Here is a 13,396-nt window from a genome sequence, read left to right on the forward strand (position 1 = left end):
CCACATGATCGGGGGGGTCGCAGATAACCGCATGTCGGTGCTCTTCGTGTGTCTCGGCAATATCTGCCGGTCACCGATGGCCGAAGGTGCGTTCCGCGTTGCGGCATCGCGCAGCGGGCTGGAATGCGCGGTGGATTCCGCCGGGACCGCTTCCTATCACATCGGCAGTCCGCCCGATCCCCGCGCAGTTGCGGTGGCCCGCGCCAATGGTGTCGACATCACCGGACAGGCGGCACGGCAGGTCATTGCCGAGGATTTCCATCGCTTCACCCACATCATCGCACTCGACCGCGCCAATCTGGGCGGGCTGAAGGCCCGTGCCCCGCGCGGTGCGAAGGCCCGCTTGTCGCTGTTGCTCGATGCGGTCGAAGGGCGTCAGGGCGAAGCGGTTGCCGATCCCTACCACGGCGACATTGCTGCCTTCGAGGTGGCCTGGGCAGATATCAACCAGGGCGTCGATGCGCTGGTCGCCCGGCTCTTGCGCGAACGGGCTGCCCTCGGGGCCTAACCTCCGCGCAGCAGCTGCACGCCCCAGTCGCGTTCGAACAGGTACAGCAGCAGCCGCGCCGCTTCCCCGCGCTCGCTCGTCAGTCCGCCGTCGCGGTCCATCAGCAGCCGGGCGTCGGCATGGGCGAGCGGCAGCAGCTTCTGCATCTGTTCGAGATTGGCGATCCGGAACGCCGCCTCCCCCGATTGCCGCGTGCCAAGCAATTCGCCGCCACCGCGCAGGGCAAGGTCTTCCTCGGCAATCCGGAACCCGTCCTGCGTCTCGCGCATCAGGGCAAGCCGCCGCTTGCCGGTTTCGGACAATTCATCGCCGCGCAGCAGCACGCAACGGCTCTTTTGCGACCCGCGCCCCACCCGCCCGCGGAGCTGGTGCAATTGCGCAAGGCCGAAGCGTTCGGCCTGCTCGATCACCATCAGCGTCGCGCTCGGCACATCGACGCCGACTTCGATCACGGTAGTGGCGACCAGCAGCCGCGCCTGCCCGGTAACGAACCGCTCCATGGCCGCGTCCTTGATCTCCGGGCGGAGCTGGCCATGGACCATCACCACCGCATCGCCGAACCGCTCCTTGAGGCCCGCATAGCGCGCCTCTGCCGCAGCAATATCGGCCAGATCGGGCACGCCGTCGATCTCGCGCACCATCGGGCAGACCCAATAGGCCTGCTGCCCGCTCGCCAGATGCCGTTTCACACCCGCAACCATCTCGTCGAGGCGCGCCTGCGGGACAACCAGCGTCTCGATTGCCTGCCGCCCGGGTGGCAGTTCGTCGAGGCGGCTCACATCCATTTCGCCATATTGCGCCAGCGTCAGCGAGCGCGGGATCGGGGTGGCGGTCATGGCGAGGGTATGCGGCGCACGCCTGCCCTTGGCCGCCAGCGCCAAGCGCTGCGCGACGCCGAAGCGGTGCTGTTCGTCGATCACCACCAGCCCAAGGTCGCGATAACTGACGCTGTCCTGAAAGATCGCATGGGTGCCGACCAGCAGCTGGATCGAGCCATCGAGCAGCCCCATCAGAATGCTCTCGCGCTCCCGCCCCTTGGCGCGGCCGGTGAGCAGCGCGATCTCGACCCCCGTCGGCGCGAGCATCTTGCGCAGGGTTTCGAAATGCTGGCGTGCAAGGATTTCGGTGGGGGCGAGCAGCGCGGCCTGCTTGCCCGCCTCGACCGCGATCAGCATGGCGTTTAGCGCCACCACCGTCTTGCCCGCGCCGACATCGCCTTGCAGCAGGCGCAGCATCGGGGCTTCCTGCGCCATGTCGCCTTCGATCTCGGCGATCGAACGCGCCTGCGCCCCCGTCAGCGCGAAGGGCAGGTGCAGCCTCGCCCGCAAAGCGCCGTCGCCCGCCAGCGCCTGCCCCTTGCGGCGGCGCCCCTCCGCCTTGACCAGCAGCAGCGCGAGGGAGTTCGCCAGCAATTCATCATAGGCGAGCCGGTCCCGTGCCTTTTCGTCGGTGGTCTGATGGGCCAGTGCCAGCGCATCGCGCCACGCGGGCCAGCCAGAGCGCGCCAGCTGCCCCGGCTCGATCCATTCGGGCAGCGCCGGCAAGCGCGCCAGCGACTGCTCGACCAGCCCCGCCACCCGCGGCTGGGTCAGGCCTTCGGACAGGCGATAGACCGGCTCCGACAGGCGCCCCATATTGGCCGCGCTCTCGACCTCGATATGATCGGGATGGACGATCTGGAGCATGTCGCCATAGCGGTCGAGCCGTCCGGCAATCCACCGCCGCTCGCCCACCGGCAGCAGCTTTTTGGCGGTATAGGCGGCTTTCCCGAACCACGTCAGCGCGCAGATATTGCCGACTGCGTCCTGCGCCAGCACACGATAAGGCCCGCGGCTTCCCGCCCGCGGCGCGCGGTGTTCAACCGGCGTGAGCGCGACGATCACCTGCTCGCCCTCGCCCCCCTCGTCCAGATTGGCAATCGCATGGCGGCTGACGAAGCGTTCGGGCAGGTGGTAGGCGACATCCTTGACGCGGCCGAGGCCAAGCCGTTCGAGCGGCTTCATCAGCTTCGGCCCGACGCCTTCCAGCGTCGTGACTTCGGCAAACAGCGGATTGAGAGCCTCGGGGCGCATTGTGCATTTGCTACCACCGACATTGCGTCTTTGCGAGTTGAAGCGGCGGGAAGCTGTGGCTAGGTGCAGCCCATGACCGAGCAACCCTCTTTCGAACAACGCCTCGCCCGCGCCAAATTCCGCGCGTGGCATCGCGGCACGCGGGAAGCCGATTACATGATCGGCGGCTTCTACGATCGCTATCACGCCGGCTGGGGGGAGGCAGAGCTGGCGTGGTTCGAGGCGCTGCTCGACGCCGATGATGTCGATGTGATGGCCTGGGCCTTGGGAACGCAAGCGGCGCCGGAGCACATTGCAGGCGATCTGCTGACGGCAATGCAAAGGCTCGATTACGTCGATATTCCCCGCTAGGCGCGGGGCCAAGCGCGGGAACGCTTTGGACCTGCGCGGCTTGTCTGGAAACCCATGCCCGATCTGAACCGCATTCTCGCAGGCACCGAGCCGCTGACGCTGTCCTCGCTGCCCCGCGGGAGCCTGCCGCTGGTGCTCGCCGATCTGGCGCGGGCGGCCAAGCGAAGGGCAGTGTTCATCGCGCCCGATGATGCCGCGATGCGCGCCGCGGCAGAGGCTGCGCGGTTCTTCGCCCCCGAAGTCGAAGTGTTCGCCTTCCCCGCTTGGGATTGCCTGCCCTATGACCGCGCCAGTCCCGCGCTGTCGATCAGCGCGGAACGCCTCGCCGCGCTTCACAGGCTGCAGCAGCCGGGCGGTGCGCAGCAATTGCTGGTCACCACTGTCAACGCCGTGCTCCAGCGGGTGCTCACCCCGTTCCGGGTGCGCGAAAGCGTACGCGAGTTCCGCACCGGCGTGCAGATCGGCCACGAAAGCCTCGCCGCGCTGCTCGTCCGCCAGGGTTACAGCCGCACCGACACCGTGATCGACCATGGCGAGTTTGCGGTGCGCGGGTCGATTGTCGATATCTTCCCCTCCTCGCTCGACGCAGGGCTAAGGCTCGATTTCTTCGGCGACGAGCTGGAGAGCCTGCGCCTGTTCGATCCCGCCACCCAGCGCACCGTGGAACGGATCGAGAGCCACCTGCTGCTCCCCGCCTCCGAAGCGCTGGTGGACGATGACAGCATCAAGCGGTTCCGCAGCCGTTACCGCGAGCTGTTCGGCGCGGGCGCGACCCAGGATCCGCTCTACGAGGCGGTGTCCGACGGGCGGCGGCAGGCGGGGATGGAACACTGGTTGCCGCTGTTCGAGGAACGGCTCGCGACGCTGTTCGATCATCTCGCCAAGGACGATGTGGTGGTGATCGACCAGAGCGCGCTCGGTGCCGCCGAGGAACGCCTGACCGATATTGCCGATTACCACGAACAACGCGGCCGGATCGCGGGCGAGAAGAAAGGCTCCTATCGCCCGCTCGCGCCCGACGCGCTCTACCTCACCCGCGCCGAATTCGATGCCGCACTGGCAGCGATGCCCGCCCACCGCGCCACCGGCTTTGCCGCGGAAGAACAGGCCGGTACGCTCGATTTCGGCTTCCGTTCGGCCCGCGATTTTGCGCCGGAACGCGGGCGCGGCGAGAATGTCTACGAAGCCGCCGCCGCGCACCTGAAAGCCGTCGCCAAGGCGGGCCGCAAGCCGCTGGTCGCGGCCTATTCCACCGGCAGCGCCCGCCGCATCGCCGCGATCATCGACGAAGCCGGCGCGCCGACCGCCATTGCGGATAACTGGCAGCAGGCGCTGGGACTGGCCGCCAAGGCGAAGACGGCAGTGGTCGTCCTCCCGCTCGAAACCGGGTTTGCCAGCGATACGCTCGAACTCCTGACCGAACAGGACATCCTCGGCGACCGGCTGGTGCGCCGCAAGAAGAAACGCAAGGACTCCGACGCCTTCCTCGCCGAGCTTCAGGCGCTGGGCAAAGGCGATCTGGTGGTCCACGTGGAACACGGGATCGGGCGCTATCTCGGCCTCGAACCCATCCCCGTGGGAAAGAGCCAGCACGATTGCGTCGCGCTGGAATATGCGGGCGGTGACAAGCTGTTCATTCCGGTCGAGAACATCGACGTTCTCACCCGCTACGGCTCGTCCGAACAGGCCGTCCCGCTCGACCGGCTGGGCGGCGAGGCGTGGCAGCGGCGGCGGGCGAAGCTCAAGGAACGTATCACCGCCATCGCAGGCGAGCTGATGCAGGTTGCCGCCGCCCGCGCCCTGCGGCAGGCCACGGTCCTTCCCACCGATCCCGCGACCCTCGGCCAGTTCACCGACCGCTTTCCCTGGTCCGAAACCGAGGATCAGGAGCGCGCCATTGCCGACGTTCTGTCTGACCTCGAAAGCGGGCGCCCGATGGACCGGCTGGTGTGCGGCGATGTCGGCTTCGGCAAGACCGAGGTGGCCCTGCGCGCCGCCTTCGTCGCAGCGATGGCGGGGCAGCAGGTCGCGGTGGTCGCTCCGACTACGCTGCTTGCCCGTCAGCACTACCAGAACTTTGCCGAGCGGTTTGCCGGCTTCCCGCTGAAGGTGGGCCGCCTCTCCCGCCTCGTTTCGGCCAAGGAAGCCGCCGAGACCCGCGAAGGGCTCGAAAACGGCCAGATCGACCTTGTCATCGGCACCCACGCGATCCTTTCAAAGAGCACCAGGTTCAAGAACCTCGGCCTCGTGATCGTTGACGAGGAACAGCGCTTCGGCGTCACCCACAAGGAAAAGCTCAAGCAGCTGCGCGCCGACGTTCACGTTCTCACCCTCACCGCTACCCCGATCCCGCGCACGCTCCAGATGGCGATGAGCGGCCTGCGCGAACTCTCCACCATCCAGACCCCTCCGGTCGACCGGCTCGCGGTGCGCACCTATGTGATGGAGTGGGACGACATGGTGATGCGCGAGGCCTTGCTGCGCGAACATCACCGCGGAGGGCAGAGCTTCATCGTCGTGCCGCGCATTTCCGACATGGCCGATGTCGAGGAATGGCTGCGCGAACACGTGCCCGAGATCAAATCCGTCTCCGCCCACGGCCAGATGTCGCCCGGCGAGGTCGAGGAACGGATGGGCGCCTTCTACGACCGCAAGTATGACGTCCTGCTCTCGACCACCATCGTCGAAAGCGGGCTGGATATCCCCTCGGCCAACACTATCATCATCCACCGTGCCGACCGCTTCGGCCTCGCCCAGCTCTACCAGCTGCGCGGCCGTGTCGGGCGGGCCAAGCTGCGCGCCTATGCCTATCTGACGCACGAGGCAGGCGTGGCCCTGTCGGAAGTGGCGCAGAAGCGGCTGAAGGTGCTTGGCGATCTCGACAGCCTTGGTGCAGGCTTTCAGCTGGCCAGCCACGATCTCGACATTCGCGGCGCTGGCAACCTCCTGGGCGACGAGCAATCGGGCCACATCCGCGAAGTCGGCTTCGAGCTCTATCAGGCAATGCTGGAGGAGGCGATCCTTGCCGCCAAGGCGGGCGAGATGGGTCTGGAGCGGCCACGCGACAAGGTCAGCCCGCAGATCACTGTCGATGCCCCGATCATGATCCCCGAGGACTACGTTCCCGATCTCGCGGTGCGCATGGCGCTCTACCGCCGTCTCAATCAGGCCGAAGGGCAGAACGAGATCGAAAGCCTCGCCGCCGAGATGATCGACCGCTTCGGCGATCTGCCGCAGCCCACGAAGAACCTTATCCGCCTGATCGAGATCAAGCATCAGGCGATCGCCGCCAACATCGCCAAGATCGATGTCGGCGCGCGCGGCACGCTGGTGGGCTTCCACAATGACGATTTCCCCGATCCGGCGGGCCTGATCGCCTATGTCGAACGGCTGAACGCCAACGCGAAGGACACCGCCAAGCTGCGCCCCGACATGAAGCTCGTCATCAACCGCGCATGGGGCGATCCGCTGAGCCGGTTGAACGGGCTGTTCCAGCTGACCAAGGGGCTGAGCGGGATCGTCAGGAAGGCGGCAAAGGGAAAGAAGGTGGCCTGATAGCCGCCCTGCCCCGTTGCTCTGCCCCGTTGCTCTGCCCCGTTGCTCTTGTAGGTGACAAAAGTTACACCCTGTCACCCTGACGACTACAACTTTTATAGCTTTCTTTCAATGTTATAGGCGCAATCCAGTCAGGCGGACGGACAGGAGAAAGGGGCCTTGCTTTGCCCGCGGCGGTCGTGCGACCACCCTGTTAGCGATGCGAAAGAGCCGGCGCTGAATAGTATCGGGTAGGCTCTGTGTAGGAAATGGCGGTTTTTGGCCATGTTCTGCCGCAAGCCGCTGGTCGGAAACCGCTCTAAGGGCCGGTTCCTACCCGTGCCCCATGCCCCGCGCCGTGCGGGACAGCGCGACCACGCTCTGGCTCGGCATCGGCTGGGCGCGCAGGAAGCCCTGCCAGTAATCGCAGCCTTCCGCGGTGATCGCGGCGCGCTGGATCTCGTCCTCGATCCCCTCGGCATAAACCGCAAGGCCCAGCGCCTTGGCCAGCGCCACGATCGCCCGCAGCACGGCGAGCGCGGTGGCATCGGCAGGCACGCCTTCGACCATCGCCTTGTCGAGCTTGAGCGCATCGAGTGGCAGTTCACGCAGGTAGCGGAAGTTGCAGAACCCCGCGCCGAAATCATCGAGCGCGGTGCGAAATCCGAGGCCGCGCAGCGCCTTCAGCGCGCTTGCCGCCTGCGCGAGGTTGCGCAGCAGCAGATCCTCGGTGATTTCCAGCATCAGCCGGCCCGGCGCAATGTCCGACTGCCCGATCAGCGCCGCGAAATCGGCCGCAAATCGCGGGTCGCCCAGTTCCTCGGGCGTGATGTTGAGTGACAGGGTCAGATTGTCGGGCCAGGTCGCCGCGTCCTCTAGCGCACGCGCCACGACATGGCGCGACAGCGGGGCGACCAGTGCCGCCCGCTCGGCCACGGCGAACAGATCGCGCGCGCCGATCTCGCCCAGCGTCGGGTGGCGCCAGCGGGCCAGCGCCTCCGCCCCGACGACCGCGCCGGTAACGCAGGAGAATTGCGGCTGGAACAGCACCTCGATCTCGCGCCGGTCAAGCGCCCGCAGCAGATCGGCCTCGAGCACGCCGGGCCGCACGCCGGGAAAGCGCCCGCGGCTGTTGTCCCGTAACGATGCCCCTGCCTGCTCCATCGCACTCCCTCTGGCCGAACCGCCTTAGCGTTTGAACCTGCCCCTGCCATGCATCAATTGCAATCCGCGCCGATATGGCACATCAGGGCAACCCGCCTGCAACGCGCCGGGGATAACCGGGCGCGCCTGCCTTTATTCCCGGGAGGGGGACACATGGCCAGCAATGGAACAAGCTTCGAACGGCTGGCGCTGCTCGCCTCGGAGACGCCGCGGGCGCAGGAAGCCTATGACGCGCTGCAAGCGCAAGGCGGCTGGGTGCCGCTGGCGGATGCCGATGCCGCGGTGGTCCTGGGCGGCGACGGGTTCATGCTCCAGACGCTGCACGCGATGCTCGATTCCGGGCGGGTGATCCCTGCCTATGGCATGAACCTTGGCACAGTCGGCTTCCTGATGAACCGCTATGACAAACGCGCCGCGATTGCCGCGCGGATCAACAAGGCGCGCCGCTGGACGATTGCGCCGCTCAGGATCGAGGCGATCACGCAGGACGGCGAAAGCCACGAATTGTGCGCGATCAACGAAATCTCGCTGCTGCGCGAAACCCGCCAGACCGCTAAGATCGAAGTGACCGTGGGCGACCGGGTGCGCATCCGCGAACTGGTGTGCGACGGCGTGCTGGTGGCAACGCCGGCGGGCTCGACCGCCTATAACCTCTCCGCCAACGGCCCGATCCTGCCGCTCGACAGCCGGATGCTGGCGCTGACCCCGATCAGCCCGTTCCGTCCGCGCCGCTGGAAAGGCGCGATCTTGCCTGACCGGATGAAGATCGTGCTGCGCGTGCTCGACCCGGCCAAGCGCCCGGTGGCTGCCGTGGCCGACCAGAAGGAACTGCGCGACATCGCCGAGGTGCGGCTCGAAATCGCCCGCGACCGCGAATTGACCCTGCTGTTCGATCCCGGCCAGAGCCTTGAAGAGCGCATCGTCGCCGAGCAATTCATTACGTCCTGATTCTTGCACCCGCCTTGCGCGGGTGCGTCCTCGCTAGACGCGCAGCACGCTGCGCGACCGGGGTGTCTTGTCCTGAATTTTCGTTCGCCGTCGGGCGGTCAAATGCAAAAACCCCTCTTGCAATCCCCTGCCCTGCCCCATATAGGCGCGCCTCTGCCAGCGGTTCCGGCCGCCGGTTGCTCCCCGATAGCTCAGCGGTAGAGCATTCGACTGTTAATCGAATGGCCGTAGGTTCGAATCCTACTCGGGGAGCCACTTTCTTCCGCACATCATCGGCTTGAACAGATCGCGCCGCGCCGTCCGCGTGCTGTCTTGCTGTATCCACAGGAAAAATTTCGCTGACCTGCCAGACCGTAACCGTGCTGACGCGGTTCGGTTATAGCCCTCCCGCGTTTGTTGCGCTTCCGGCCCTTCCTTCGGGCCAAGCGCGTTGCAGCAAGGGGCTTGATCATGGTTGCCGGTACCACTTCCACCACCTTCATCAACGAATTCCACTACGACAACAACGGCACCGACATCGGCGAATTCATCGAGATCGTGGCCCTTGCCGGAACCGATCTGACGGGGTGGACCGTGGTGCTCTACAACGGCAGCAACGGGCAGTCGTACAGCACCACCCTACTGACCGCGATCACCCCGACCCGCGTGGGCAACCGCGATTTCTACGTGATCAACTATCCCTCGAACGGCATCCAGAACGGATCGCCCGACGGGATCGCGCTGGTCGATGCGAACGGCAATGTGGTGCAGTTCCTGTCCTATGAAGGGGTGATGACTGCCACCAACGGGCCGGCCGCGGGCATGACCAGCACCGATATCGGTGTGAACGAGGCGGGCACGGAAGCCCCCGGCCTGTCGCTTCAGCTGACCGGCAGCGGGAACACGGCGGGCGACTTCACATGGGCGCTTGCTCCGGTTGCCGCGACAGCGGGCGCGGGCAACGCCGGGCAGACCTTTGGCGGCAACACCGCGCCCCAGCCCGGTGCGCTGGCCATTGCCGATGCGAGCGTGATCGAAGGCAACAGCGGCACCACCGCGCTGGTGTTCACGGTCACCCGCAGCGGCGGATCGAACGGTGCGGTCACCGCCGATTACGTGGTCGAGCTCGGCACGGCGAGCGGGTTCGATGTCACCGGGCCGCTGTCGGGCACCGTCAGCTTTGCCGATGGACAGACCACCGCCACCATCACCGTCACGGTCGTCGGCGATACCGAGATCGAGGGCGACGAAACCCTGACCGTCACCCTCGCCAACCCCACCGGCGGGGCCACCATCACGACTGCGAGCGCGACCGGCACCATCATCAGCGACGATCTGCCCCCGCAGGGCCCGGCGGAAGTGTTCATCAACGAAATCCACTACGACACCGCAGGCACCGATGTCGGCGAGTTCATCGAGGTTGCAGGGCCCGCCGGCACCAACCTCAGCGGCTGGACGCTGGTGCTCTACAACGGCAACGGCGGGGTGGTTTACGGCACGGTGGTGCTGGGCGGGACGATCCCCGATCAGGATGACGGCTTCGGCACCCTCGCCTTCCTCGTCCCCGGCATCCAGAACGGCTCGCCCGATGGCGTGGCGCTGGTCCGTCCGGATGGCACGGTGGTGCAGTTCCTGTCCTACGAAGGGGAAATGACCGCCACCAACGGCCCGGCCGCCGGCATGACCAGCACCGATATCGGGGTGGCCGAAATCTCCGCGCCGCTCGGCACTTCGCTGCAGGCAGGCGGCACAGGCTTTACCGCCAACGACTTCGTGTTCCAGCCTTCGCAGAACGCCACCTTCGGCCAGATCAACGCCGGGCAGGATTTCGTTGCGGCCAACCCGGCCGGCACGCTGTTCGTGGAAGATGCACGGGTGGTCGAGGGCAATGACGGCACCACCGCGATCACCTTCAACCTGTTCCGCGTCGGCGGCAGCGCCGGCACGGTATCGGTCGATTTCGCCGCCGAATTCGGTCCGGCCTTCACCGATGCCGATGCGGCCGATTTTGTCGGAGCCACTTCGGGCACGGTGACCTTCGCCGAGGGCGAAACCTACAGCGCGATCACGTTGCGCGTTGCCGGGGACGTCGATGGCGAACCGGCAGAGTTCTTCCGCCTGCTGCTGAGCAATGTCACCGGCGGCGCGAGTATCGGCGATGGCACCGCGATCGGCACGATCCTAAACGATGATCCGCTGGTGCTGCGCATCGGCCAGATCCAGGGCGCAGGGCATATCTCGCCCTTTGTCGGCAACGAAGTCACCACATCGGGGATCGTCACCGCGGTCGCCAGCAACGGCTTCTACCTTCAGGACCCCGAGGGCGACGGGAACCGCGCCACCTCGGACGCGATCTTCATCTTCACCGGCACCGCGCCCACTGTTGTCGCGGGCGACGGGATCACGGTTCGCGGCACGGTGAACGAGTTCCGCGGCGGGAATGATCCGGCCAACCTCACCATCACCCAGCTGACCGGCCCGGTGATCACCGTCAACAGCACCGGCAACGCCCTGCCCGCCGCCATCCTGATCGGCCCCGATGGCATCACCCCGCCGACCGAAACGATCGACGACGACAATTTCGCCGTGTTCGATCCCGAAAATGACGGCATCGACTTCTTCGAAAGCCTCGAAGGGATGCTGGTCACGGTGCAGAACCCGGTCGCGGTGGATTCGACCAACAACTTCGGCGAGCTTTACACCGTGGCAAGCGACGGCGCGGGCAACTTCGCGGCCAGCAACGTGTCCGAAGGCGGGCTGCTGACCGTGCGCGGCGGGGTCGATAATTTTGGCTCGCTCAATTCGGGGGCCGGATCGGATTTCAACCCTGAACGGCTCCAGATCGACGAATCCGGCCCGATCAACGGCGTGGTCTACACCGTGCCCAATGTCACGCCGGGCACGGTCCTCAACAATGTTACGGGCGTGGTCGATTACGGCTTCGGCAACTACCAGATCCGCCCGACCGAAGCGATCACCGTGGCCCGCGCAAGCACCAATGTGGCTGAACGCACCACGCTGGTCACCGGCGCGGTGAACCAGCTTTCGCTGGCGACCTACAACGTCCTTAACCTCGATATCCGCGCCGATGACGGGGATGACGATGTCGGCAACGGCCGCCTTGCCGGCATCGCCTTCGACATCGGCGTCAACCTGTCCGCCCCCGATATTGTGGTGCTGCAGGAAGTGCAGGACGATAGCGGCGCGATCAATGACGGCATGGTTTCGGCGCAGTTGACGCTGGAGGCGCTCGCGCAATCGATCTTCGAGCAGACCGGCGTGCGCTATTCGGTGCTGGACAATCCCTTTGTGGCCAACGGCCAGACAGGCGGGCAGCCGGGCGGCAATATCCGTGTGGCGTTCCTGTATCGCGAAGACCGCGTCGAACTCGATCCGGCGTCGGTGTTCACCATCACCAATCCCGATGATGGCGCGCTGGCCGCGGCCTTCCAGGGATCGCGCGCACCGCTGGGGGCGAACTTCATCTTCAACGGCGAGACCGTGACGGTGATCGGCAACCACTTCACCTCGCGGATCGGGTCTGAAACCACCTTCAGCGCATCGCAGCCCCCGCTCGCGGCGGCAGAGCTGACCCGTGCGGCACAGGCGGCGGCGGTCAACGACTATATCGACCGGCTGCTTGCGGCCAACCCGGATGCAATGATCGCGGTGGCGGGTGACTTCAACGAATTCCAGTTCGAAGAACCGCTGCGGGTGCTGACCGGCGAACTCGATTTCGACGGGGCGCAGGTCACCGGCGGAGGCACCGAGGTGTTGCAGAACCTCACCTTCCTGCTGGCCGAGGAAGAGCGTTACAGCGCGCTGTTCGAAGGCAATGCCCAGATGATCGACCACATCTTTGCCACCCTTGGCCTTGCCGAGGGCGCACAGATCGACGCGGTTCACACCAACACCATCCTCGGCAACATCAACGCCGATCACGACCCGATTTTGGCGCTGTTCAACATCGGTTCGCGGGTGCTGGACGGCACGTCGGGCAATGACACGATCACCGGCAACGCCGGACGCGACATCATCAACGGCGGCAACGGCAATGACGTGATCGACGGTGGCGGTGGCCACGACACGATCAATGCAGGCAACGGCAACGATTTCGTCCAAGGCGGCGCGGGCAATGACGTGATCGACGGCGGCAACGGCAACGACACGATCAGCGGCGGCAGCGGCGACGACACCATCGACGGCGGCAACGGCAACGATGTGCTGTCGGGCGGCGACGGCGCGGACATCATCCGCGGCGGCAATGGCAACGACCGGATCGACGGTGGCCGGGGGGCCGACACGCTGTTCGGCGGCACCGGCAATGATGTCTTCGTGCTCCACGCCGATCACGGCGCTGGCGATGCCGACATCGTGGCGGATTTTGCCTTCCGCAACGACCGCATCCGGATCGAAGGCGCGGGCGACCGCGTAATCACCTTCACGCAAGACGGCGCCGATACGCTGATTGCTGCCGATGGTGTGGTGATCGGCACGGTCCGCAACGCGCTCGCCTCGCGGGTCGAGACTGCGACCGAGATCGATAGCGGCGCCGATTTCGCCGCGCGTCAGAGCGCAGGCGACAACCGCGTGTCGCTGGCCGACCTGTTCGGCGGCGATGTGCTGGCGATGCTGCCGGGCGGCAAGGAGAACGTCTTCGCCGAACTGTTCACCGCCCCGCCGGCTGAACCGGCCTTTGCTCCGGACGCATCAATCAATGTGCCGATGGCAGGGTCGCTCGATCCGTGGCTGATCAACAGCCATATGGGTTTCGAGCATCTGATCTGAGGTCAGGGAAAACGTCGCGAAAGGCGGGGGCGCAGACAGCGTTCCCGCCTTT

General features: G+C 66.1%; 7 protein-coding genes and 1 tRNA gene. 6 read left to right on the plus strand and 2 right to left on the minus strand.

Translation table 11 applies throughout. The features are described 5' to 3' along the window. The first annotated feature begins 4 nt into the window (after positions 1–4). Positions 5–508, plus strand: a complete 504-nt coding sequence (locus ACU0AG_RS05800; RefSeq protein WP_482781305.1) for a low molecular weight protein-tyrosine-phosphatase — start codon at positions 5–7, stop codon at positions 506–508. Here ACU0AG_RS05800 and recG read toward each other — a convergent pair. Further along, positions 505–2,580: an ATP-dependent DNA helicase RecG gene (gene recG / locus ACU0AG_RS05805; RefSeq protein ID WP_482781306.1), complete on the minus strand. Its 2,076-nt coding sequence runs from the start codon at positions 2,578–2,580 to the stop codon at positions 505–507. The two genes, ACU0AG_RS05800 and recG, sit on opposite strands and share 4 nt — an antisense overlap. A 72-nt stretch (positions 2,581–2,652) precedes the next feature. Between recG and ACU0AG_RS05810 the strand changes: the two genes are divergently transcribed. Next, positions 2,653–2,931: an FAD assembly factor SdhE gene (locus tag ACU0AG_RS05810; RefSeq protein WP_482781307.1), complete on the plus strand. Its 279-nt coding sequence runs from the start codon at positions 2,653–2,655 to the stop codon at positions 2,929–2,931. Between the two features lie 54 nt (positions 2,932–2,985). Then, complete coding sequence (mfd, locus tag ACU0AG_RS05815) at positions 2,986–6,486, plus strand: transcription-repair coupling factor (protein ID WP_482781308.1); 3,501 nt, start codon at positions 2,986–2,988, stop codon at positions 6,484–6,486. A 312-nt stretch (positions 6,487–6,798) separates the two neighbouring features. Here the strand turns inward: mfd and ACU0AG_RS05820 are convergent, their stop codons facing one another. Further along, complete coding sequence (locus tag ACU0AG_RS05820) at positions 6,799–7,629, minus strand: EAL domain-containing protein (RefSeq protein WP_482781309.1); 831 nt, start codon at positions 7,627–7,629, stop codon at positions 6,799–6,801. A 153-nt stretch (positions 7,630–7,782) separates the two neighbouring features. Here ACU0AG_RS05820 and ACU0AG_RS05825 point away from each other — a divergent pair, with 153 nt between their 5' ends. The 3 genes from ACU0AG_RS05825 (at position 7,783) to ACU0AG_RS05835 (ending at position 13,344) form a co-directional block, all read left to right on the plus strand. Continuing rightward, entirely contained in the window at positions 7,783–8,577 is a 795-nt protein-coding gene (locus ACU0AG_RS05825; RefSeq protein ID WP_482781310.1) for an NAD kinase, read from the plus strand. A 180-nt stretch (positions 8,578–8,757) separates the two neighbouring features. Continuing rightward, a tRNA-Asn gene (locus ACU0AG_RS05830) sits at positions 8,758–8,832 on the plus strand. A gap of 195 nt (positions 8,833–9,027) precedes the next feature. Next, positions 9,028–13,344, plus strand: a complete 4,317-nt coding sequence (locus ACU0AG_RS05835) for a Calx-beta domain-containing protein (RefSeq protein WP_482781311.1) — start codon at positions 9,028–9,030, stop codon at positions 13,342–13,344. Positions 13,345–13,396 lie beyond the last annotated feature (52 nt).

It is taken from the genome of Erythrobacter sp. RANMB8 (genome assembly GCF_056848235.1).